Source organism: Geobacillus subterraneus (assembly GCF_001618685.1).
In the GTDB taxonomy this organism is placed as follows: Bacteria; Bacillota; Bacilli; order Bacillales; family Anoxybacillaceae; genus Geobacillus; species Geobacillus subterraneus.
In genome coordinates, this window is the sequence record NZ_CP014342.1 from 2,261,421 (window position 1) to 2,284,559 (window position 23,139).

Genomic DNA, 23,139 nt, shown 5'->3' on the forward strand with positions numbered 1-23,139 from the left:
AATCCCTGAGGCCGAAAACGGCTTGTACGCTTGTCCCATTAATATTTCTAGCAAACTTAACCGACTTATTCAATATGTAAACGTCATTTTGTGTTTCTTCGTCGCATCGTGTAAAATAGACTTGGCTTGGACGCACCGTTGGCTGCAATAAATTCCATCACTTTACTAATATGGACAAAATCATAATTTCTCAATACAAGAAGGTGAAGATTTTGCAACGTTCATTAAAATGGTTTGCTTCGGCAACAACGCTGGTGATGCTGTTTGTGCTGATCGGCGGGGCGCTCGTGACAAAAACGGGCTCCGGCATGGGATGCGGCCGGTCATGGCCGCTGTGCAATGGTCAATGGGTGCCGGACAACATCACGCCAGAACTCGTTATCGAACTGAGCCATCGCCTCGTTTCCGGGCTCGCCGGCATCATGGTGCTCATCCTTTCCATTTGGGCGTGGCGGGCCGTCGGCCATATGCGGGAAACGAAGTGTTTGGCTGTCGTTTCGTTCGTCTTTCTCGTCCTGCAAGCATTAATTGGCGCCGCCGCGGTCGTCTGGGGGCAGTCCGATTTCGTTTTGGCCTTGCACTTTGGCATTTCCCTCATTTCGTTCGCCGCTGTGCTGTTGTTGACATTGCTTATTTTTGAAATCGACAAAAAGTTTTCCGCCGCTTCGCTCAACCTTGGCAGGCCAATGCGGTTTCACATTTACGGCATCATCATTTACTCGTACATTGTCGTTTATACCGGGGCGCTCGTCCGCCATACGAACGCCAGCCTTGCCTGTCCGAGCTGGCCGCTATGCGCCAAGTCGCGCCCCCTCCCGATGCAGTTTCACGAGTGGGTGCAAATGGGCCATCGGCTGGCTGCTGCGGTTATCATCGTTTGGATTGCTGTTGCAGCGGTGCATGCCATCCGTCATTACCGCGAACAACCGGTCATTTACTGCGGGTGGATCATCGCCCTTCTTCTGGCTCTCGCGCAAATGGCGACCGGAGCGCTTGTCGTTTTTACCGGGCTGAATTTGTATATCGCTTTGGCACACGCCTTTTTTATCTCCTGCCTGTTCGGCGTGCTCAGCTATTTGCTGCTCTTGGCGCTCCGCACCCGCCGCAAGCCGGAGAAGGCCGCTGGCCATCCGGTCAGGGAAACGGCGCCGGCGACGTTAAAATAACGGTCAGACTCCTCAAAAAAGGGATGCCCGCAAACGTTGGGCATCCCTTGTTTTTGGCAAACCGGTTTGTGGCGGTCGCGATGATTTTATTTGGACAGCTCAATCAACAAGTCTCCCGCTTGGATCGCATCGCCACTTTTGACGTAAATGTCTTTGACGACGCCGGCAAACGGGGCTTGCACCGTCGTTTCCATTTTCATCGCTTCCGTGACCATTAAATGGTCGCCTTTATCGACTTTTTCCCCTTTTTCGACGAGCACTTTTACGACCGTCCCCGGCATTGTCGCCGCAATGTGGTTTGGGTTCGTCCGGTCCGCCTTAATACGCTCGACGACCGCAGCTTTAATGCTTTCGTCACGGATGACGACTTCACGCGGCTGGCCGTTCAGCTCAAAGTAGACGACGCGCGTCCCGTCCGCCTGCGGCTGGCCGATCGACACGAGCTTAACGATCAGCGTTTTTCCGCGCTCGATTTCCACTTCGATTTCCTCGCCGAGGCGCATGCCGTACAAGAACGTCGGTGTATCGAGCACAGACACATCGCCGTATTTTTCAACCGTTTCCGCATACTCAAGAAACACTTTCGGATAAAGGGCGTACGCGATGACGTCGAAGTCGGTCACTTCGCGGCTGAGCTTGTCGTACAACTCCCGCTTGATTTGCTCGAAATCCACCGGCTCAAGCAGTTCTCCCGGACGGACGGTGATCGGCTCGCGCCCTTTCAAAATAATGCGCTGCAACTCTTTCGGGAACCCGCCGTGCGGCTGGCCTAAATAGCCCTCAAACAGCTCGACGACCGAATCCGGGAAGTTCAGCGTTTCTCCGCGCTCGAAAATATCTTGCTCCGTCAAGTTGTTTTGCACCATATAAAGCGCCATATCGCCGACGACTTTCGATGACGGCGTCACTTTAACGATATCGCCGAACAAGTCGTTGACGCGGCGGTACATTTCTTTCACTTCATCCCACCGGTCGCCGAGGCCGACCGCCTTCGCCTGCTGCTGCAAGTTGCTGTATTGGCCGCCTGGCATTTCATGCATGTACACTTCCGTATGCGGCGCGTTCATGCCGCTTTCAAACTCCTGGTAAAACTTGCGCACATCCTCCCAATAGCGCGCCAGCTGCTCAAGGCCGTAAATGTCGACTTCCGGCGCCCGCTCGGTCCCTTCGAGCGCATAGTAAAGCGTATTGGCGCTCGGCTGTGACGTTAGGCCGGCCATCGAGCTGATGGCGACATCGACAATGTCGACGCCGGCTTCGATCGCTTTCGCATACGTATAAATGCCGTTGCCGCTCGTGTCGTGCGTATGCAAATGAATCGGAATGTCGACCGTTTCCTTGAGCGCGGAAATGAGCACGTGCGCGGCCTGCGGCTTCAAGAGCCCGGCCATATCTTTAATGGCCAAAATGTGCGCGCCGGCCTGTTCAAGTTCTTTTGCAAGCGTCTTATAGTAGTCCAAATTGTACTTCGGCCGGCTTGGGTCTAAAATATCGCCCGTATAGCAAATCGCTGCCTCGGCGATTTTGCCGCTCTGCCGAACGGCGTCGATCGCCACCGTCATTCCTTTCACCCAGTTTAAGCTGTCAAAAATGCGGAACACATCAATGCCGGCTTGCGCCGATTTGTTAACGAACTCGCGGATGACGTTGTCCGGATAGTTTTTATATCCCACGGCGTTGGCGGAGCGGAGCAGCATTTGGAACAACACGTTCGGGATGCGCTCGCGCAGCTTGAGCAGCCGATCCCACGGATCCTCTTTTAAAAAGCGATACGCCACATCAAACGTCGCCCCGCCCCACATCTCAAGCGAGAACAAATTCGGCAATAGGCGCGCCGTCGGTTCGGCTGCCCGCACTAAATCGACCGTGCGGACGCGCGTCGCCAACAGCGACTGATGGGCGTCTCGGAACGTCGTATCGGTCAAAAGCACGCGCGGCTGTTCTTGAATCCAGCGGACAAGGCCCTCTGGGCCGCGTTCATCCAAAATTTGTTTCGTTCCGGCCGGAATCGGCTCCGCCTCGCTCAATTTCGGCAAGCGCGGCTTATCAAACACCGGCTTTTTCTTTTTGCCGATGCCCGGGAAGCCGTTGACCGTCACCGTGCCGATGTATGTGAGCATTTTCGTTCCGCGGTCTTTCCGGCGCGGGAACACAAACAGTTCCGGCGTCGTATCGATGAACGACGTATCGTATTCGCCCGATAAAAACTTCGGATGTTGGACGACGTTTTCCAAAAACGGAATGTTCGTTTTGATACCGCGAATGCGGAACTCACGCAAGTTGCGCAGCATTTTTCTTGCCGCCTGCTCAAACGTCAGCGCCCATGTCGACAGTTTAACAAGCAAGGAATCGTAATACGGCGTAATGACGGCTCCCTGGAAGCCGTTGCCGGCGTCCAAACGCACGCCGAAGCCGCCGCCGGAGCGGTACGCCATAATTTTCCCAGTGTCCGGCATAAAGTTGTTGAGCGGGTCTTCCGTCGTCACCCGCGATTGAATGGCATAGCCGTTAATGCGGATGTCTTCCTGCTTCGGAATGCCGACTTCCGGGCTGTGGAGCGAAAATCCGTCGGCGATTAAAATTTGCGACTGGACGATGTCAATCCCGGTGATCATTTCGGTGATCGTATGCTCGACTTGAATGCGCGGGTTGACTTCGATGAAATAAAACTCGTCGCCCGAAACGAGAAACTCGACCGTGCCGGCATTGACGTAACCGACGCTTCTCATCAGCTGGACCGCCGCCTCGCAAATGCGCTGGCGCAGCTCGTCCGACAGCGAGACGCTCGGCGCGACTTCCACGACTTTTTGATGGCGGCGCTGCACCGAGCAGTCGCGTTCATAAAGGTGAACGATGTTTCCTTCGTGGTCGCCCAAAATTTGCACTTCAATGTGCTTTGGCTTTTCGATTAATTTTTCAACGTACACGTCATCGCTGCCAAACGCCGCCTTCGCTTCCGATTTGGCGCGCTCGAACGCCTCTTTCACTTCCGACTTCGAGCGGACGATGCGCATGCCCCGGCCGCCGCCGCCAAGCGCCGCTTTAATGATGATCGGGTATCCGTGCGTCTCGGCAAAGCGGACGACATCCTCAAGGCCGCCGACCGGTCCGTCGCTGCCCGGGATGACCGGAATGCCCGCCTTCATGGCCGCATGCCGCGCTTTCACTTTATCGCCGAACATATCCAAATGTTCTTCATTCGGGCCGATGAAAATAATCCCCTCTTCGCGGCACCGTCTGGCAAATTGAATGTTTTCCGACAAAAACCCATATCCCGGGTGGATGGCATCAACATCGTGGGCTTTGGCGATCTCAATGATGCCTTCGATGTCCAAGTACGCTTCGATCGGTTTTTTCCCTTCCCCGACTAAATACGCCTCATCCGCTTTGTAGCGGTGGTACGATCCGGCGTCTTCCTTCGAATAAATCGCCACGGTGCGGATATCAAGCTCCGTGCAGGCGCGGAAAACGCGAATGGCGATCTCTCCGCGGTTGGCTACCAGCACTTTGCGAATTCGTCTTGTCCTCATCGTCTCTCCTCCTTTCTAATTAAACTATAAAAATTTTTCTATTTTGTAAATACAGTTTCTAAAAAGTCAGACCTTTTTTCTGCCGGTCAGCAGCCATTTTTTCACCCTTTTTATACCGTTGTTCATACTTCGTAAACATCGAAATGTTGACGAGCAAGCCAAGCGAAGCCATCATGAGAACGAGCGACGTTCCCCCATAGCTGACGAGCGGCAGCGGCACCCCTGTAATCGGAATAAGGCCAACGACCCCACCAACGTTAATGAACGTTTGAAAGCCGATCATGACGGAGATGCCGATCGCAAGCAGACTCCCAAACGCATCGTGGGAGCGGCGGGCAATCCAAAGCCCGCGCAGCACGATAAACGCCAATAACCCAAGCGTGAACGCTACACCAAATAAGCCGAGCTCTTCGGCGATGACCGCCATAATAAAATCGGTGTGCGACTCTGGCAGGTAGCCGTATTTTTGAATGCCTTTGCCAAGCCCCACTCCTTTCAGCCCGCCAAGCCCGATCGCCAAATACGAATTAACGAGCTGGTAGCCATCGCCGTTTGCGTATTGAAATGGATCCAAAAAGCTGTAAAGACGCGATACCCGTTCAGGAGAAAAAATTTTTTTGCCGGCAACCGGGAGCCAAAACGGTGACAGCACCGTCCCGATCAATGTAAAAAAAAGCAGCTGCTTTAGAAGCAACACGAGGCGCAAACCGGACGAAACAATGATGCACATCGCGATGGCAAACACGATCGCCGCCGTTCCGAAGTCAGGCTGTATGGCAATCAGGAAACAAATCACCAATGTATAATAAATGGGGAACAAATTGCTTTTCGCCGGCTCGGCCAGCCGCTTCCGCTTGTTGGCAAACGCTGCGGCCAAGTATAAAATCAGACCGAGCTTCGCGAGCTCCGCCGGTTGGATCGAAAGCGCCCCGACGCGAAACCAGCTTGTTGCGTTGTTGGCCGTATGGCCGAGAAAAGCGACGGCGATCAGCATCAATGGAGATGCAAAAAAGACGAGTTTCACCCATCGCTCCGCCCGCCACACTTTATACGGAATCGCCATCATGATGGCGAACGCGATGAATCCGGCAATCAGCCACAGTTTTTGCCGCTCGTAAAAATAGTCGCTTGGCACTTCAAAGCGGATGACAGCGGTGACCATGCTTGAGCTGTACACCATAATCAATCCGAACAACGACAGCATGATGACCGCGGTGATCAGCGGATAATCATAGCACTTCAATACTTTTTTCCATAATTGTCGTTCCATCGTTCCTCTTCCCTGTGAACATGTATGTACTTAAAATCATTCGCAGCGACGCACCGTTTTCCTGCCGAAAAACAGAAAAACTCAAACGACGGCAGGCCAATCGTTTGAGTTGCCATGTATGGTTATCGTACGCGCTTTTTCGTTACTGCCTCATGCAACGCGGAGAGCTCACGCTCGAGCCGGTCAAGGAGCGCCTTCCCGTCTTTTGCCTCGACAAGGCCGAGGCGCACCGCAAAATCAATTTCTCGCGACAAGCCGAACATTTGCGTGTCCAACACTTCTTCATACAACGGGCATTGCGGCATCGTCAAATGGTCCATTTGCACGCGGATGAGCTGAATAATTTTTTCCGCATCCGCTTGCAAAAGCGCGTACGCCTTTTCCCGATAGCTCATCGATCCGTCCGTCACATCGATCCCTCCGTTCTCTCCCCTATCCTTCTTTCAATCTTAACGTGAAACAAGCCATTTTGCAAGTTGAAACAGTTGACAGCCAAACGGCTTGGAACATGACAAACCTTTCATTTATTATTATACTAAAAACAGCGGGAAAATGCAGAGGAGAGGATGTTTTGATGAGCGATATTATGATGCTGACTGGAAAAGTAAAGTTCACGATCACGCTCGACCCCGGCGTGTGGATTTTTGACGACCGAAAAATCGATTTGGACACGTATTTTTCGCAACCGAAACCGGAAGTGATAGAAACGGACCAAGAGGAAGAGGAAATCAAAAAATGGTCGGCTTTTTGGGACCGGGAAATTCAGGAAGGCGCCGTTTTTCCGCCGACGTTGAAAACAGAGCGGCGCTTTTTAAAGGAGAAAATCATCACCGGTTCGTTCGGCATGCCGTTTGCCCCGTTTTTGCGAAACGCCGAACCGCATGAAGACGCTTCCGAACTTGTTATCGTGACGGAAAACGGGGAAGTTGCACTCCCGCTTGAGACAGCCTATGACTTGATTTTCGCTTTTTCAAAAAACGGAAAACCGCTGCGCGATGACGGTCCGGTACATATTTATTTTGGCGACGGCTCAAACCGCGAAGCCCCGATTACGAATGTGCGCCAGCTGATCGTCCGCTAACCGGGCGCCCCATGAAGGGGCCGCCCGGTTTTTGACTCCTTTTAGGGTGTCCGCTTTGGGCGGCCATTTGTTCCGGGAAGCGTGGCTAAAGCAAGTCGGCGGCAAGCTGCGCGAGCGCCGAGCGCTCCCCTTTGATGAGACGGATATGGCCGGCGATTTTTTGATCTTTAAACTTTTCGACCACATACGTCAAGCCGTTGTTATATTCGTCCAAATACGGATGGTCGATCTGCTCCGGATCACCCATTAAAATAATTTTGCTTTTCTCGCCGACGCGCGTTAAAATCGTCTTCACTTCATGCTTTGTTAAATTTTGCGCCTCATCGATGATGATAAACTGCTCGGGCAAGCTGCGGCCGCGAATGTAGGTGAGCGCCTCAACTTCGATCGAGCTCATGCCGGCTAAAATGGCGTCCAGCTCTCCGGGTTTTTTCGTGTTGAACAAATATTCAAGGTTATCAAAAATCGGCTGCATCCATGGGCGCAGTTTTTCTTCTTTTTCCCCCGGCAAGAAGCCGAGATCCTTCCCCATCGGCACAATGGGCCGGGCGACGAGCAGTTTTTTATACGTTCGCAAATCCTCGGTTTGCATCAGCCCGGCGGCAAGGGCGAGCAACGTTTTTCCGGTTCCGGCTTTCCCGATTAATGTCACGAGCGGAATATCGTCGCGCATGAGCAGCTCAAACGCCATCGTTTGCTGCACGTTGCGCGGACGAATGCCCCATATATGCTCGTGATGGAAGACGAGCTTTTTCACCTTTTTTCCGCTTTGGTCGACGATGCCAATCGCCGAGGCCGAACTGCCAAATGCATCCTTCATAATGATGAACTGGTGCGGATAAAATGGATGGTCGGCGAGATCGGCCAACACAAGCTCTCCTTTCTCGTAAAACCGCTGCAGATGATCTTTTCCTATGTACAGCTCCAAAAACCCGGTGTAAATGTGGTCGACGTCAACGACGCGGTCGCTTAAAAAGTCCTCGGCCTGCAGCCCGATCGCATCGGCTTTGACGCGCACGAGCGCATCCTTGCTCACCAAAATGACAGAACGTCCGTTTTCTTTCGCCTGTTCCTCGAGCGATAAATTTTTTGCCACCGCCAAAATGCGGTTATCGTTTGTTTTTTCGACAAAAATTTCTTGCAGTTGGTGAAAGGAGCGGTGGTTCAGTTCAATGCGCAGCACCCCTCCGTTTTCCAGCGGAATTTTCTCGTGCAGCTTGCCGTTTTCACGCAGGCGGTCGATCAGCTTCGACACTTGGCGGGCGTTTCTCCCGACTTCATCCATATACCGCTTTTTTGAATCCACTTCCTCCAACACAACAGCCGGGATGACGACCTCGTTATCCTCAAAGGAAAAGATCGAATACGGATCCTGCAGCAATACGTTCGTATCGAGCACATAGATTTTCTTTCCCAAATTCCGCTTCCCCCTATAATATCCGTTTTTCACCTTTTGCACCGGATGGGAATGGCTGTGGTATAGCATATGAAAAAATGTATAAAGATAGAAGGATATTTGCAAAATAAAGTAAAAAAAGTCGAGGTGGACAGATGATGAAAAGAAACTGCTGGCTGGCTGTTTTATGCTTTCTCCTTTTAAGCCTTTTAAGCGCGTGCACCATCGGAAACGATGATGAGGCGAGGGAATCCGACCGCTCGCTCGTGCGCGTGAAAAATACGGTCGATGAGCGGGTGGAAAACAAATCCGGGCAGGAAATCGCCCGCCGGTTGGCAGAGATCGCCAACCGCGTCCCAAACGTTCATGACGCGGCAGCGATCGTCGTCGGCAAGTACGCCATCGTCGGCATTGACGTCGGCGCGAACGTCGATGCCTCGCGCGTCGGCACGATCAAATATTCCGTTGCCGAGGCGCTGCAAAAAGATCCGTACGGCGCCAACGCGATTATTGTGGCCGACCCGGACCTTTACGCCCGCGTGCGCAACATCGGTCGGCAAATTGATGACGGCCGCCCGGTGCGGGCGTTTATGGACGAGATTGCCGATATCGTTGGGCGGGTGATGCCGGAAGTGCCAAGCGACTTGTTTGAAACGACGCCTGAACCGACCGAGGAAAATGACGGGCAACTGAATGAGCGGGAAGAACGGCAGCTGAACGAACGCCAAGACAAACAGTCGAACGAACATTTAAACCGCTAAACGATTCCGTGCGGCTATGGTGCAAGGAGATGGGGCAACAGCTCGCGACTTCGCTTCCCATTTACGAACAACAATCGGTTTCATCCCATGCACGGCACAAACCGTCTTTTGACATGGAATGAGCCGATTGCTTTGGCGTCGTGGAAGATGATATAATGTTCCTGCAGAGAGGAAACATTCCACGTTTTGCATCGGGCGTACAGGGCGTTAAGCACCACTTGGGGTGTTTGCCCATGAACGTCTTGCGGAACAAGGGCGAGCTTGGCACGCAGTGCATGAGAACCCCTTCTGTACGCAAGACCCCCGCGGCGTCCGCCGTCGGGAGATTCAGTGAGGTGAACAATGAGAGTCAAATGTATGCTTTGCGAACAAATTGATACGATTGATGATGAATCACCGCTCGCCAAACGGCTGCGCAACCGCCCGATCCATACGTATATGTGCCGCCAATGCCATGACCGCATTGCTGAAAAAACAAAGCAGCGACTGGCGACCGGAAAATTCCGTTTCTACCGCGGCGTCCGCGCTGACGATGACTGGTGACCGCAAAAAGGGACGGCACTGAAAAGCGATCGCTTTTCAGTGCCGTCTTTCACTGCTACGAACCGTACTTTTCTGGTTCCGCTTCGATTTGCCGCCACATTGCCTCGGCCAACTCCACAGGAAAATAGGCCGACTTTTTTTCCCCGCCTCGCACATATTCGACAACGTATCGGCCGTTCGTTTCATCTTTAACGGCATTCACCGCCGTCACGCCAAAATCGCTTTCCAAGATGGCGAGAAAAAACGACGCCGTGTCGCGCGCCGCCGCATCGTGCGGGCGGGCGTCAGCGACAAGATGAATCGTCAGCCAATTGTAAAGGGCGTCTTGCACCGATTTCATCGCGCCACCGCCTTTTTATTTATGGCTTCTCTTCCTGTTTCGCCTGCTTGAGGCGAACTTTGTAAATGATTAATACGAGAGCGGCCACCGCCAATCCTTCCGCAACCGGCAAAAAAACGGCGAAAAACGTCAAAATCGTGCAGCCGAGCGCGAGCAACGTATAAATGATGACGCTTTTTAACAGCGGCAGGCGGCGGGCAAAGCCAAGCCGATACACGAGCGCCGAAAGCAGCAACACGGTGGCATAAAGCAGCCACATGCCGCGCTCGGGATTGCCGTGCACGTCATAGAGTGAAGCGAAAAACGTCAGCCGTTCGAGCACATTCACACTGTTCCCTCCCCATTCACCCGGATGGCCTGCCGAAACTAAGCCATTCCAGATTTCTCAAGCGCTGAGCGCTGCAGCCAGCGGCCATGCATACGTCCGCTGCCTGTTATTTCGCCTGTTGGGCGGCTTTCTTTTTCTTCTCCGCTTTTTCGCGCTCACTTTTGTTTAAGATTTTTTTGCGCAAGCGGATCGATGTTGGCGTCACTTCGCAGTATTCATCGTCATTCAAATATTCAAGCGCTTCTTCAAGCGTCAAAAGACGCGGCTTTTTCATCGTTACCGTCTGCTCTTTCGTCGACGAGCGCACGTTTGTAATATGTTTTTCGCGGCAAATGTTGACGACAAGGTCGTTTTCGCGGTTGTGTTCGCCGACGATCATCCCTTCATACACTTCCGTACCCGGCTCTACAAAAATCGTGCCGCGGTCTTCAAGCTGCATGATGCTGTAAGCTGTCGCCTTGCCGGTTTCCATCGAGACGAGCACCCCTTGGCGGCGGCCGCCGATTGCACCGGGCTGCACCGGGGCGTAATGGTCAAACGAGTGGTTTAAAATGCCATACCCGCGCGTCAGCGACATAAACTCGCTCCGGTAGCCAATCAAGCCGCGCGACGGCACAAGAAAGACGAGGCGCACTTGCCCGTTGCCGCCGTGCACCATATCAGCAAGCTCGCCTTTGCGGCTGCCCAGCGATTCCATAACGGCCCCGGTGTATTCTTCAGGAACATCGATGACAACCCGCTCGACCGGCTCACATAGAACGCCATCGATCTCCTTGACAATAACCTCTGGCTTCGATACTTGCAATTCGTATCCTTCACGGCGCATATTTTCGATTAAAATGGCTAAATGGAGCTCGCCACGGCCGGAAACGACCCACGCATCCGGCGACTCCGTCGGCTCAACGCGCAAACTGACGTCAGTCTCAAGCTGGGTGCGCAGCCGCTCTTCCAGCTTGCGGGCGGTGACATGCTTGCCTTCACGCCCGGCAAACGGGCTGTTGTTGACGAGAAACGTCATTTTCAACGTCGGCTCGTCAATGTGAAGCGGCGGCAGCGGCTCTTGGTGGTCAGGCGGGCACACCGTTTCACCGACGTTAATGTCTTCCATTCCGGCGACAGCGACGATATCGCCCGCGTGCGCCTCTTCAATCTCGATCCGCTTTAAGCCGATAAAGCCAAACAGCTTCGTGACGCGGAACAATTTCACGGCGCCGTCGCGCTTTAACAAAGCGACTTGCTGGCCGGTTTTCATCGTGCCGCGAAAGATACGGCCGATGCCGATGCGGCCGACGTATTCATTGTAATCGAGCAGCGCCACTTGAAATTGCAGCGGCTCGTCGCGGTTGTCAGCCGGCGCCGGAATATGGCGGATGATCGTTTCAAACAAGGCGGTCATGTCGCCATCTTGCCGGTCCGGATCAAGGCTTGATGTTCCGCGCAGCGCCGACGTGTATACAACCGGAAACTCAAGCTGCTCCTCGGAAGCGCCAAGCTCGATAAATAAATCGATCACTTCATCGACGACTTCCGCCGGGCGGGCGAACTCGCGGTCGATTTTGTTGACGACGACGATCGGCACGAGCTGCTGCTCAAGCGCTTTTTTCAGCACGAACCGCGTTTGCGGCATGCATCCTTCGTATGCGTCGACGACGAGCAAAACACCGTCGACAAGGCGCATAATCCGCTCAACCTCCCCGCCGAAATCGGCGTGTCCCGGCGTATCTAAAATATTAATGCGTGTTCCTTTATATAACACCGCTGTGTTCTTCGCCAAAATCGTAATGCCGCGCTCCCGCTCCAAATCATTGCGGTCAAGCGCCCGCTCCTCGACTTGCTCGTTTTCACGAAACGTCCCTGACTGCCGAAGCAGCTGGTCGACGAGCGTTGTTTTTCCGTGGTCGACGTGGGCGATAATCGCAATATTGCGCAAATCCAATCGTTGATTCGTCAATGTCGTTCACTCCTATTAGGCAAACTGCTTGTCTATTATATCACAACCATAGAAAATCGGCATATTTTCCGGTAAACTAAAAACAAGTGCCTATTTTGCCAGAAAGGAGTCAAGCGGATGAAACGCATCCAGCTCGTGCCGCTGCTGCTCGCGATTTTCGCGGTTGCCGCCATCATGGCGATCGGCGTTTTTATCGCCGAACAAAGCGTCATCGGCATCGCTGCCTCCACACTCATTTTTATCGCCATGATGGGCGTCGGGTTTGCTTATAAAAAACGGACGCGCGAATAAAAAAGGACAAGCTCCAGAGGCTTGTCCTTTTTTGTTGCGGCGCCCCGCGCTGTCATTGTTGCAGATAACGCTGCAAAATTTCCCCGTGTACTCCCGGTTTGGCGGCGAGCACCGAATTGCGGCTGAGCAGATCAAGCGGCTCACCGTCTAAGTTCGTCACGACCCCGCCCGCTTCCTCGATTAAAATCATCCCGCCGGCAAAATCCCATGGCGACAGGCGCGGTGAAATATACGCATCCAAACGTCCGGCAGCAACATACGCCAGCTCGAGCGCCGCCGACCCATACGAACGCGTGCCGCGCGCCTCTTTGGCCAGCCGCACGAGCGGACGGTGGTCGATGCGGCGGTTTTCCATCAGCCATGTCGCGTTGACAGCGATGATCGATTCCGCGATCGGCACCGGCTGCAGGCGGTCGAGCGGCTTGCCGTTGAAAAACAGCCCCCGCCCTTTTTGCGCGGAGTACAGCTCGTCAAAGACGACGTCATACACATAGCCAAGCTGGCCGGCTCCATCTTCAAAAATGCCGACCGACACAGCGAAATGACGCTGCTGGTGGATGAAGTTCATCGTTCCGTCAATCGGGTCAATGACCCATACAATGCCGTCCAAGGCAGCGAGTTCATCGCCGAACCCTTCTTCACCCAATACATGATGGCTGGGAAACTGACGGCGGATGTGTTCGGCAAAAAATTGTTCAATGCCGCGATCAACGTTTGTTACTAAGTCGTTGCGATTTTCTTTCGCTTCGACAGTCAGCTGTTCGGCAAACGAGGCGCGAATGCGCCGTCCTGCTTCTTTAATCCATTGCCGGGCATATTGGTCGATCTCTTCCCATTTTCCTGCCATGTCGATTCCTCCTGCCTTCGTTATGTATGCAGCAACCGGAAAGGGGTGGGCACCGTTCAAGAAAAAAACGAACCGCAAAGATGGTTCGCCTTAAAAATGGTCATACTTGAAGGCGCATCAGTTCTTGGCGCAGCTTTTCAAGCCGCCGTTTGCACTCTCTTTTCTTTTCTTCATCATTTTCCATCATGGCTTCATACAGCGTCGCTAATTCGTAATCAAGTTCGAGCCGCAACACCGCCATGCGTTTGTCTCCGTCTGGCCGTTTCAGCGAATTGGCGGTTTTTTTCATCCCCGTCCGCACCCCTTTCCATATCATCCGCTAAACTTCCGGCGCCCTTCACGGAATGTGCTGCTTCGTTTTGTTTTATATTATATTATGTGGAAAAAGGGGTGTATGCAACTAATTTGTGCATTTACCTACCGCGCTTCAGCCCGCTTGGTTCGATGCGGATCCAGTCACCGTTTTTCGCCTCTTTCGCCCGCTTCATGACCGCATACGACGAATAGCCGCTTTCTTTTTCAAACTCGGCATACAGCCGGTTTTCCTCGCTTTTCGACGGGACGATCTCTTTGAACCGACGGTAGACGTCCATCAGCTCTTCGCGCCTCATCCCTCGTTCATACACCGTTTCAACCGCCGTAAAAAATTTAATGACATCAATGATTTCCTTTGTTGACCAATCATAGGAAAACGGGTAGGAATACCCCATTGTTTCACCTCCGCCGTTAGTTTGCCCAGCGGCGCCGAATTTGTTCCGCCTCACCGATCATGCGGGCAAACAGCTCCGCGACGGACGGAATGTCGCGAATGAGCCCGATCGCCTGCCCGGCCCAAGCGAACCCTTCATCCACCTTTCCTTCATAAATGAAGCGCCGGTTTGCCTCCCCGCTAATATATTCTTTCAAGTCTTCGTACGTGCCGCCTTGGCGCTCGATTTCCAATATTTTTTCCGTCCACTGGTTGGCGATCGCCCGCCCCGGCGCCCCGAGCGACCGTTTAATGACAACCGTGTCATGCTCCGTGGCGTTAACGATCATTTCTTTATACACCGGATGGGCGTGGACGCATTCTTTCGTGGCAATAAACCGCGTCCCCATTTCGATTCCTTCGGCCCCGAGCGCCAGCGCCGCCATCAGCCCGCGCCCATCGGCGATGCCGCCAGAGGCGATGACCGGAATCGATACGGAATCAACGACTTTCGGGATGAGGACGAACGTGCCGGTGTCATATTTGCCAAGGTGGCCGCCCCCTTCCTGCCCGACGACCATCACCGCATCGGCGCCAAGCTCTTCCGCTTTGACCGCTTGGCGAACAGCTGCGACAAGCACTAATGTTTTGACGTTCGTTCCTTTCAGCAGTTCAAAAAACGGCGCCGGATTGCCGCCGGTGACCGAGACGACCGGCACGCCCTCATCAAGCGCCGCCTCAAGCATATGAGCGAACGGGCGGCCGTGCTGGCCGATGGCAAAATTAACTCCAAACGGCCGGTCGGTTTTGTCTTTCACTTTGCGGATTTCCTCGCGCAGCCGCTCCGGGCTTTCAAGCGACATCGCCGTAATTTGTCCGAGGCCGCCCGCATTCGAGACAGCCGCGGCCAAATCGGCGTACGCCAAGTAGGCAAGCCCCCCTTGAATGATCGGGTATGTAATGCCAAGCAGTTCTGTCACTCTCGTTTTCCATTCCATCATCTTGCGCCTCCTTTTCGTTTTATTCTTCTTTTATTTCTTGTTTGCATCGCTGTTTTCCTTTTTTCGCGTGACATTCATTTCTTCTTTGCAAACGAAAAAATAAATGCTATAATGCATTTGTTTTATTTTAAGGTAAAGAGGTGTGGAAAACCATTGTCGCAACTTGAAACACCATTGTTTACCGGACTGCTGGAACACGCCAAAAAAGATCCGGTCCAATTTCACATTCCCGGCCATAAAAAAGGAGCCGGCATGGATCCGGAATTTCGCGCCTTCATCGGCGAAAACGCCTTGGCGATCGATTTAATCAACATCAGCCCGCTCGATGATTTGCACCATCCGAAAGGGATGATTAAGCGGGCGCAAGAGCTCGCTGCTGAAGCGTTTGGCGCCGATTATACGTTTTTCTCGGTTCAAGGGACGAGCGGCGCGATTATGGCGATGGTCATGTCGGTCGCCGGACCGGGCGATAAAATCATTGTACCGCGCAACGTCCATAAATCAGTGATGTCGGCGATCGTGTTTTCCGGAGCCACGCCGATTTTTATCCATCCGGAAATCGATAAGGAGCTCGGCATTTCGCACGGCATTACGCCGCAGGCGGTGGAAAAAGCGCTTGAGCAGCACCCGGACGCCAAAGGAGTGCTCGTCATCAACCCGACGTACTTCGGCATTGCCGGCGACTTGAAAAAAATCGTCGAGATCGCCCACTCGTATAATGTTCCTGTACTCGTTGACGAAGCGCACGGAGTGCACATCCATTTTCACGAAGACTTGCCGCTCTCGGCGATGCAAGCCGGCGCCGATATGGCGGCGACAAGCGTTCATAAGCTCGGTGGATCGCTGACGCAAAGTTCGATTTTAAACGTGCGCGAAGGGCTCGTCTCGGCTAAACATGTACAGGCGATTTTAAGCATGTTAACGACGACGTCGACATCGTATTTGCTGCTTGCTTCGCTCGATGTCGCCCGCAAACAGCTGGCGACGAAAGGGCGGGAACTCATTGACAAGGCGATCCGCCTCGCCGACTGGACGCGGCGGCAAATCAACGAGATCCCGTATTTATATTGCGTCGGCGAGGAAATTCTAGGCACAGAGGCGACATACGACTACGATCCAACGAAGCTGATCATTTCTGTCAAAGAGCTCGGATTGACCGGCCATGATGTTGAGCAATGGCTCCGGGAAACGTACCACATCGAAGTGGAACTTTCCGACTTATATAACATTTTGTGCATCATCACCCCGGGTGATGGCGAGCGCGAGGCCAGCCTGCTCGTCGAGGCGCTCCGCCGCTTATCAGAGCAATTCAGCTACCAAGCTGAAAAAGGGGTGAAACCGAAAGTGCTGCTCCCGGACATCCCAGCGCTCGCCTTGACGCCGCGCGATGCGTTTTATGCCGAAACGGAAATCGTGCCGTTTCACGAGTCGGCGGGCCGGATTATCGCCGAGTTTGTGATGGTGTACCCGCCGGGCATCCCGATTTTTATCCCGGGCGAGATCATTACGGAAGAAAACTTGAAGTACATCGAAACGAATTTGGCCGCCGGCCTTCCCGTTCAAGGCCCGGAAGATGATACGCTGCAAACGTTGCGCGTGATTAAAGAATATAAACCGATTCGCTGACCGCACAGGCTGGGCAAACACCGGCTTGTGCTTTTTTTGGGCAAAACAAACGGCGCACATGTGCCCCTTTCACATGTGCGCCTATCCGTTCCTTCCCCCGTTTGTTTGACCGTCTTACTCTCTTTCTCCGCCTTCGTCGTCGTGTTCGCAGCAATCGCATTTTCCGTAAAGCGTTGTCACTTTTTCGTCTTCAAAATACGCAATCGTCGCTTCGCACGCTTGACATACGATCGTGCCCATCCCCAAAACCCCTTTATGATGATAAATTTCGTTGTTGACTTTATAATAATATATCATATTTTGATTGTCAACCCCTAATCTGTATGTCACATTTAAAAAAAGGATCACTTTTTCCATCCGCAAACTTTTTCGCCCTCGGCCGGAAAAACGTGGTACAATGAACATAAAGAGACAAAAGGTTGGTGAAAGGAGAGAGGAGAGTTGAACACGCGCCTGAAGCTGCCGGAAGGGAAAACGATTACAATCGAGGAAGCGAAACAGCTGCTCGAGCGCTACCGGACGGCGTTAAGCAAAACCGGGGAGCAGCTCGGCTGGGCGTACGAACAGGCCGCTTTCCCGTATACGGTGCATGAACGCGAGGCTGTGCTATATTTGCAAGGGGACGGCCGTCTATACAAAGGAATGGCCATTTCGGTGCAAACAGCCGGAGAAGAAACGTTCATTGATGTGGCGCTGCCGCCGGGAGCGACAAACGGGGATAAAGGGAAAGCGAATGAATTCAGCAAATGGCTGGCGAAAACGCTTGGCGGTGAACTGCATTTGTTCAGCGGCCGAACGATGACATTTGGCGGCTTGTAAACAGCGGGTGTTCAACCGCTGTTTTTTATGGCTCCAAAGACGGATAGAGAAGCGGCAACCGGACTTGCCTCGCTGAAAGGGGAACGCCGGAATCCTTGGCTCAAGCCGCGGATAAGCGGGGTGAGTCAATGGACGGCTTGCCAAATGAAATGCTGGCCGGCAAAATAAACAGCTGCCGTTACGACCGTCGTCAGCGCTGCCTTCCGCGTTGCCAAGCCGAGCTGGCGCGCCAGCAAAAACGCGATGTACATAAAGACGCACAACATCAGCCCACGGAAAAACAGCCGATCCCGCCCTGACAACCACTCGATTAATGAAAAACTGCTCCAAATCATCATCTGCAGCAAAAAGGCAACATACGCTTTCATTTTGACCCCATCTCCCGCTTTTCTTTACCATAACGATATGAAACAACAGCGGAAAATAGTATGGGAAGTTGGACAAGAAATGGATGATCATCCGCTTTGGTGGGGGCATAAACAAACAAAAACCGTCCCTCTTCGGCCAGCCGTTACTCCGAAACGGCCATCTCAATATAAAAAGCGACCGGATGAAGTCCGCGCTTCAATCCGGTCGCATTGCCGTTACTTCGCAATGATATGAATCGGTGTGCCAAGCGCCACCTCGGCCGCTTCCATGGCGATTTCCCCAAGCGTCGGATGGGCATGGATCGTCAATGCGATGTCTTCTGCCGTCATGCCGGCTTCAATGGCCAATCCCAGCTCGGCGATCATATCGGATGCGCTCGGACCGATGATTTGCGCTCCGATGACGACGCCGTCTTCTTTGCGGACGACAAGCTTCAGGAAGCCGTCCGTGTCGTTTAACGCCAAGGCGCGGCCATTGGCGGCAAACGGAAACTTCGCCGCGATGACATCGATGCCTTCATCTTTCGCCTGCTGCTCAAAGTAGCCAACCGAAGCGCATTCCGGATCGGAGAAAACGACCGCCGGAATGGCGACATAATCAACGACGGACGGATGGCCGGCGATGGCTTCGGCCGCTACTTTCCCTTCATACGATGCCTTATGGGCAAGCGCTGGCCCCGGCACGATGTCGCCGATGGCGAAAATGTTCGGGACGCTTGTGCGGCATTGTTGATCCACTTCAATTAAGCCGCGGTCCGTCATTTTAATGCCGATTTGTTCAAGGCCGAGCTCGTCGGTGTTCGGCCGGCGGCCGACCGTCACAAGCACGTAGTCAGCGTCAACGGTTTTCGTTTCACCGTTGGCTTCGTACGTGACGGTAACGCCATCTGCGCGCTCTTCGGCACCTTTTGCGAGCGCATTCGTTACCACTTCGACGCCTTTTTTCTTTAGGCGGCGTTTAATGATGGCCGCCATTTGCTTTTCAAAACCGGATAAGATTTCGCCGGCCCCTTCTAAAATCGTCACTTTCGTTCCGAAGTTGGCGTAAGCTGTACCAAGCTCGATGCCGATGTAGCCGCCGCCGATGACGACGAGCGATTTCGGAATTTCCCCGAGGCTGAGCGCTCCGGTCGAGTCGAGAATGCGGTTAGAAAACTTGAAGTTCGGCAGCTCAATCGGGCGCGAACCGGTGGCGATAATAGCGTTTTTAAACGTGTACGTCTGCGCGCTGTCGCCGTTGACGACACGCACCGTGTTCGCATCGACGAAATAGGCTTCCCCTTTGACAATCTCCACTTTGTTTCCTTTTAACAGCCCTTCAACGCCGCCCGTCAACTTTTTGACGACGCTTGCCTTCCATTCCTGCACTTTTGAGAAGTCTACCGTGACGTTTTCTGCCTTAATGCCTATCTCCTCGGAATGTTTCGCCTGCTCATAGCGATGGCTGGCCGAGATGAGCGCTTTCGACGGGATGCAGCCGACATTTAAGCAGACGCCGCCTAAATTCCCTTTTTCAACAATCGTCACTTTTTGGCCGAGCTGTGCGGCGCGGATGGCGGCGACATAGCCGCCAGGGCCGGCGCCGACGACGAGCGTTTCCGTTTCAATTGCAAAATCGCCAACTACCATCGTTTTACGCCTCCATTAATAATAGTTCTGGGTCGCTTAACAGCCGTTTTATGTGGTTGAGCGCTTTTTGCGCCGTCGCTCCGTCGATCATTCGATGGTCAAAGCTCAACGAAAGCGCCAGGACCGGAGCGGCGACGATTTCACCGTCGCGAACGATCGGTTTTTCCGCGATGCGGCCGATGCCAAGAATCGCTACCTCCGGATGATTGATGACCGGGGTGAACCATTGCCCGCCGGCGGAGCCGATGTTCGTAATCGTGCACGATGCGCCTTTCATTTCATTTGGCGCTAGTTTGCCGTCGCGCGCTTTTTCAGCGAGCTCGTTAATTTCTTGCGCCAACGCGAAAATCGGCTTCCGGTCAGCATGTTTAATGACCGGCACGAGCAAACCACGGTCCGTGTCAGCAGCGATGCCGATGTTGTAATAATGCTTATGGATGATTTCTTCCGTTTCATCATCGATCGACGTATTCAGCACTGGATATTCACGCAGCGCCGAAACGAGCGCTTTGACGACATACGGCAAGAACGTCAGCTTGATGCCTTTTTCCGCTGCGATCGCCTTGAACTTTTTCCGGTGGGCAACGAGTTTCGTCACGTCGGCTTCGTCCATGAGCGTCACATGCGGAGCTGTATGTTTCGAATGCACCATCGCTTTGGCGATCGCCCGGCGAATGCCGCTCATTTTCTCGCGCGTTTCCGGGAATTCGCCTTCCGGCACAGCCGGTTTCGCCGCTGCCGGCGCTGCTTTTTCTTCAACTTCCGGTGCCGGAGCCGGTTGGGCTGCCGGTTGCGCGCCGCCGGCGAGGAAAGCGTCGACATCTTCTTTTAAGACGCGGCCATTTTTGCCCGTCCCTTGAACGAGGCGAATGTCCACTCCTTTTTCACGCGCATATTTGCGCACAGACGGCATCGCGATGACGCGGCGGTTTGGATCGGCTTCCGCTGCGGCTGCCGGGGCAGCGGCCCCAACGTTTTCCTCTTTCGACACCGTTTCCGTTTTTTCCTCTTTTTTCGTCTCTTCTTCGTGCTCTTGCCCTTTAAACGTCATGTTTTCATATCCCGGCGCATCAAGCGTAATGAGCGTTTGTCCGACCGTTGCGACCGTTCCTTCCGGGACGAGGATCTCAAGCACTTTCCCTTTCACCGGGGACGGAATTTCCACGACCGCCTTGTCGTTTTGCACTTCGCACAATACGTCATCTTCGTTCACTTCATCGCCCGGCTTCACAAACCATTTAACGATCTCGCCTTCATGAATGCCTTCGCCAATGTCCGGCAGCTTAAATTCAAATGCCACTGTAGGTCGACCTCCTATCGTTTGCCGAAAATAGGCGGGGGAAAGCGTTCCGTTCCCCCGGCTTGTCCGCTATTAGAAGTTCATCACTTTCTTCGCCGTTTCCATGACATCTTTAAAGTTCGGCAGCCACACCGATTCCGCTTGGGCGAACGGATACACGGTATCCGGCGCGGCAACGCGGAGCACCGGCGCCTCGAGGCTTAAAATGGCCCGTTCGTTAATTTCAGCAACGACGTTGGCGGCGATGCCAGCCTGCCGCTGCGCTTCTTGAACGACGATGGCGCGGCCTGTTTTCTCCACCGAGCCGATAATCGTTTCGATATCGAGCGGCTGCACGGTGCGCAAGTCGACGACTTCGGCAGAAATGCCTTCCTTCTCTAATTCTGCCGCCGCTTTTAACGATTCATGCACCATGGCGCCGTAAGCGATGATCGTGATGTCTTTTCCTTCACGCTTCACGTCCGCTTTGCCGATCGGAATCGTGTACTCCCCTTCCGGCACTTCTTGGCGGAACGAGCGGTACAGCTTCAAATGTTCAAGGAAAATGACCGGATCGTTGTCGCGGATCGCCGAAATGAGCAGCCCTTTGGCGTCATACGGCGTCGACGGAATCACGACCTTCAGCCCTGGCTGCTGGGCGACAAGCCCTTCTAGGCTGTCCGAGTGCAATTCCGGCGTATGGACGCCGCCGCCAAACGGTGAGCGGACCGTAATCGGCATATGGTAGCGGCCGCCGGTGCGATAGCGAATGCGCGCCATTTGTCCGGAAATCGAATCCATCACTTCGTAAACGAAGCCAAAAAACTGGATTTCCGGCACCGGACGAAATCCTTGCAGCGCCAAGCCGATTGCCAAACCGCCGATTCCCGATTCGGCCAGCGGCGTGTCAAACACGCGCTCTTCACCGAATTCGGCTTGCAGCCCTTCGGTCGCCCGGAATACGCCGCCGTTGACCCCAACGTCTTCCCCGAAAACAAGCACGTTCGGATCGTTTTTCAACTCGATGCGCAGCGCATCGGTGATCGCTTGAACCATTGTCATTTGCGCCATGGCTTACTTCGACTCCTTCTCTTTATAAATTTCATACTGCTCTTTCAAGTTAAACGGCAGCTCTTCGTACATGATGCTGATCAAGTCGGTCACTTTTTGCTTCGGCGTTTCGTCTGCTTTTTTGATCGCCTCTTTGATATCCTCTTTCGCCTGCTCGATGACGCGGTTTTCTTCTTCCTCGCTCCATAAACCTTTCGCTTCTAAAAACTTGCGGAAACGCACCAGCGGATCTTTTTTCGCCCATTCGTTTTCAAGCTCTTTCGAACGATAGCGAGTCGGATCGTCGCCGGACATTGTGTGCGGACCGTAACGGAAGCAAAGCGTTTCGATAAGCGTCGGCCCTTCGCCGTTAATGGCGCGCTCGCGGGCTGCTTTCACCGCTGCATAGACCGCAAGCGCATCCATGCCGTCGACTTGGATGCCCGGAATGCCGGCAGCAACCGCTTTTTGCGCCAATGTTTTGGCGATCGTTTGCTTTTCAACCGGCGTCGAGATGGCAAAACGGTTGTTTTGCACGACAAAGATGGCCGGCGCTTTAAACGCCCCCGCAAAGTTGATCCCTTCATAGAAGTCGCCTTGCGATGTGCCGCCGTCACCCGTGTATGTAATGGCTACCGCTTTTTTCCCCCGCATTTTCAGCCCAAGCGCCACGCCGGCTGCTTGAATGTATTGGGCGCCGATGATGATTTGCGGCGGCAAGACGTTGACGCCTTCTGGAATTTGGTTGCCGTGGAAATGGCCGCGCGAGAACAAAAATGCTTGGTAAAGCGGCAGCCCGTGCCAGATGATTTGCGGAACGTCCCGGTATCCCGGCAAAATGAAGTCCTCTTTTTCAAGCGCAAAATGGCTGGCGATTTGGCTCGCCTCTTGCCCGGCAGTCGGCGCGTAAAAACCGAGACGGCCTTGGCGGTTTAACGAAATGGAGCGCTGGTCGAGAATGCGCGTATACACCATGCGGCGCATCAGCTCTTTCAGCTGCTCATCGCTTAAGTCCGGCATCGCCTCTTGATTAACGATTTCGCCTTCTTCATTCAAAATTTGAAACATCGGAAACTGCTCGGCCACTTTCTCGAGCTGCTCCGCAAACGGAAACTGGGAGGTCTTCACACCCATTTTGTTCACCTCTGCCTTTCATCAAAATTTGGAAACCAGGC

At 53.6% G+C, this 23,139-nt stretch carries 24 protein-coding genes; 7 read left to right on the forward strand and 17 right to left on the reverse strand.

Annotation, left to right across the window (positions count from 1 at the left end; translation table 11 throughout):
• Nucleotides 1-212: 212 nt before the first annotated feature.
• The gene (locus tag GS3922_RS11080; protein ID WP_143424850.1) at nt 213-1,166 is read left to right on the forward strand and encodes a COX15/CtaA family protein; all 954 of its coding nucleotides are present in this window, start codon (nt 213-215) and stop codon (nt 1,164-1,166) included.
• Nucleotides 1,167-1,252: 86 nt separating this feature from the next.
• Here GS3922_RS11080 and pyc read toward each other — a convergent pair whose 3' ends face one another.
• From pyc to GS3922_RS11095, 3 genes are all read right to left on the reverse strand, one after another.
• A complete protein-coding gene (gene pyc / locus GS3922_RS11085) occupies nt 1,253-4,696 on the reverse strand; it encodes a pyruvate carboxylase (protein WP_063166410.1) in 3,444 nt (1,147 codons plus the stop codon).
• Nucleotides 4,697-4,754: 58 nt separating this feature from the next.
• Nucleotides 4,755-5,966, reverse strand: a complete 1,212-nt coding sequence (ftsW, locus tag GS3922_RS11090; RefSeq protein ID WP_063166411.1) for a putative lipid II flippase FtsW — start codon at nt 5,964-5,966, stop codon at nt 4,755-4,757.
• A 122-nt stretch (nt 5,967-6,088) separates the two neighbouring features.
• The gene (locus GS3922_RS11095; RefSeq protein ID WP_081206761.1) at nt 6,089-6,376 is read right to left on the reverse strand and encodes an Fpa/YlaN family protein; all 288 of its coding nucleotides are present in this window, start codon (nt 6,374-6,376) and stop codon (nt 6,089-6,091) included.
• A gap of 164 nt (nt 6,377-6,540) precedes the next feature.
• Between GS3922_RS11095 and GS3922_RS11100 the strand changes: the two genes are divergently transcribed.
• On the forward strand, nt 6,541-7,047 hold the full coding sequence (locus GS3922_RS11100) for a hypothetical protein (RefSeq protein WP_063166412.1): 507 nt from the start codon (nt 6,541-6,543) through the stop codon (nt 7,045-7,047).
• A gap of 85 nt (nt 7,048-7,132) precedes the next feature.
• Here the strand turns inward: GS3922_RS11100 and GS3922_RS11105 are convergent, their stop codons facing one another.
• Nucleotides 7,133-8,464, reverse strand: coding sequence for a PhoH family protein (locus GS3922_RS11105; RefSeq protein ID WP_063166413.1), 1,332 nt, complete (start codon nt 8,462-8,464; stop codon nt 7,133-7,135).
• Between the two features lie 137 nt (nt 8,465-8,601).
• On the opposite strand from GS3922_RS11105, the gene GS3922_RS11110 reads away from it, so the two are divergent.
• Together GS3922_RS11110 and GS3922_RS11115 are read left to right on the forward strand one after the other, a co-directional pair.
• Nucleotides 8,602-9,204 (forward strand): YhcN/YlaJ family sporulation lipoprotein, encoded by a 603-nt coding sequence (locus GS3922_RS11110; protein WP_063166414.1) that lies wholly within the window; start codon nt 8,602-8,604, stop codon nt 9,202-9,204.
• 342 nt (nt 9,205-9,546) lie between these two features.
• Nucleotides 9,547-9,747 carry a YlaI family protein gene (locus tag GS3922_RS11115; protein WP_063166415.1) on the forward strand — a complete coding sequence of 67 codons (201 nt, stop codon included), beginning with the start codon at nt 9,547-9,549 and terminating at the stop codon, nt 9,745-9,747.
• 55 nt (nt 9,748-9,802) lie between these two features.
• On the opposite strand, the gene GS3922_RS11120 is transcribed toward GS3922_RS11115, so the two are convergent.
• The 3 genes from GS3922_RS11120 to typA form a co-directional block, all read right to left on the reverse strand.
• On the reverse strand, nt 9,803-10,087 hold the full coding sequence (locus GS3922_RS11120; protein ID WP_063166416.1) for a hypothetical protein: 285 nt from the start codon (nt 10,085-10,087) through the stop codon (nt 9,803-9,805).
• Nucleotides 10,088-10,106: 19 nt separating this feature from the next.
• Complete coding sequence (locus GS3922_RS11125) at nt 10,107-10,415, reverse strand: YlaH-like family protein (protein WP_063166417.1); 309 nt, start codon at nt 10,413-10,415, stop codon at nt 10,107-10,109.
• A 106-nt stretch (nt 10,416-10,521) separates the two neighbouring features.
• Nucleotides 10,522-12,366: a translational GTPase TypA gene (typA, locus tag GS3922_RS11130; RefSeq protein ID WP_063166418.1), complete on the reverse strand. Its 1,845-nt coding sequence runs from the start codon at nt 12,364-12,366 to the stop codon at nt 10,522-10,524.
• Between the two features lie 117 nt (nt 12,367-12,483).
• Between typA and GS3922_RS17890 the strand changes: the two genes are divergently transcribed.
• Nucleotides 12,484-12,657: a DUF5325 family protein gene (locus tag GS3922_RS17890; RefSeq protein WP_168157888.1), complete on the forward strand. Its 174-nt coding sequence runs from the start codon at nt 12,484-12,486 to the stop codon at nt 12,655-12,657.
• 52 nt (nt 12,658-12,709) lie between these two features.
• On the opposite strand, the gene GS3922_RS11135 is transcribed toward GS3922_RS17890, so the two are convergent.
• The 4 genes from GS3922_RS11135 to GS3922_RS11150 all read right to left on the reverse strand — a co-directional run bounded on the left by GS3922_RS11135 (nt 12,710) and on the right by GS3922_RS11150 (nt 15,190).
• A complete protein-coding gene (locus GS3922_RS11135) occupies nt 12,710-13,504 on the reverse strand; it encodes an inositol monophosphatase family protein (RefSeq protein ID WP_063166419.1) in 795 nt (264 codons plus the stop codon).
• A gap of 100 nt (nt 13,505-13,604) precedes the next feature.
• Nucleotides 13,605-13,820 carry a hypothetical protein gene (locus GS3922_RS11140; RefSeq protein ID WP_172796445.1) on the reverse strand — a complete coding sequence of 72 codons (216 nt, stop codon included), beginning with the start codon at nt 13,818-13,820 and terminating at the stop codon, nt 13,605-13,607.
• Between the two features lie 97 nt (nt 13,821-13,917).
• A complete protein-coding gene (locus GS3922_RS11145; protein WP_063166420.1) occupies nt 13,918-14,214 on the reverse strand; it encodes a UPF0223 family protein in 297 nt (98 codons plus the stop codon).
• 16 nt (nt 14,215-14,230) lie between these two features.
• Complete coding sequence (locus GS3922_RS11150) at nt 14,231-15,190, reverse strand: NAD(P)H-dependent flavin oxidoreductase (RefSeq protein ID WP_063166421.1); 960 nt, start codon at nt 15,188-15,190, stop codon at nt 14,231-14,233.
• A 156-nt stretch (nt 15,191-15,346) separates the two neighbouring features.
• On the opposite strand from GS3922_RS11150, the gene GS3922_RS11155 reads away from it, so the two are divergent.
• Nucleotides 15,347-16,819: an aminotransferase class I/II-fold pyridoxal phosphate-dependent enzyme gene (locus GS3922_RS11155; protein WP_063166422.1), complete on the forward strand. Its 1,473-nt coding sequence runs from the start codon at nt 15,347-15,349 to the stop codon at nt 16,817-16,819.
• A 114-nt stretch (nt 16,820-16,933) separates the two neighbouring features.
• Here GS3922_RS11155 and GS3922_RS11160 read toward each other — a convergent pair whose 3' ends face one another.
• The gene (locus GS3922_RS11160; protein ID WP_063167392.1) at nt 16,934-17,059 is read right to left on the reverse strand and encodes a GapA-binding peptide SR1P; all 126 of its coding nucleotides are present in this window, start codon (nt 17,057-17,059) and stop codon (nt 16,934-16,936) included.
• A gap of 201 nt (nt 17,060-17,260) precedes the next feature.
• Here GS3922_RS11160 and GS3922_RS11165 point away from each other — a divergent pair, with 201 nt between their 5' ends.
• Nucleotides 17,261-17,638, forward strand: coding sequence for a DUF1885 family protein (locus GS3922_RS11165; RefSeq protein WP_063166423.1), 378 nt, complete (start codon nt 17,261-17,263; stop codon nt 17,636-17,638).
• A gap of 125 nt (nt 17,639-17,763) precedes the next feature.
• Here GS3922_RS11165 and GS3922_RS11170 read toward each other — a convergent pair whose 3' ends face one another.
• From GS3922_RS11170 to pdhA, 5 genes are all read right to left on the reverse strand, one after another.
• Entirely contained in the window at nt 17,764-18,006 is a 243-nt protein-coding gene (locus GS3922_RS11170) for a hypothetical protein (protein ID WP_063166424.1), read from the reverse strand.
• 216 nt (nt 18,007-18,222) lie between these two features.
• Nucleotides 18,223-19,635: a dihydrolipoyl dehydrogenase gene (lpdA, locus tag GS3922_RS11175; RefSeq protein ID WP_063166425.1), complete on the reverse strand. Its 1,413-nt coding sequence runs from the start codon at nt 19,633-19,635 to the stop codon at nt 18,223-18,225.
• Between the two features lie 4 nt (nt 19,636-19,639).
• Nucleotides 19,640-20,935: a dihydrolipoamide acetyltransferase family protein gene (locus GS3922_RS11180; RefSeq protein WP_063166426.1), complete on the reverse strand. Its 1,296-nt coding sequence runs from the start codon at nt 20,933-20,935 to the stop codon at nt 19,640-19,642.
• Between the two features lie 72 nt (nt 20,936-21,007).
• Nucleotides 21,008-21,985, reverse strand: coding sequence for a pyruvate dehydrogenase complex E1 component subunit beta (gene pdhB, locus GS3922_RS11185; RefSeq protein ID WP_063166427.1), 978 nt, complete (start codon nt 21,983-21,985; stop codon nt 21,008-21,010).
• Between the two features lie 3 nt (nt 21,986-21,988).
• Nucleotides 21,989-23,098, reverse strand: coding sequence for a pyruvate dehydrogenase (acetyl-transferring) E1 component subunit alpha (pdhA, locus tag GS3922_RS11190; RefSeq protein WP_063166428.1), 1,110 nt, complete (start codon nt 23,096-23,098; stop codon nt 21,989-21,991).
• Between the last annotated feature and the right edge of the window lie 41 nt (nt 23,099-23,139).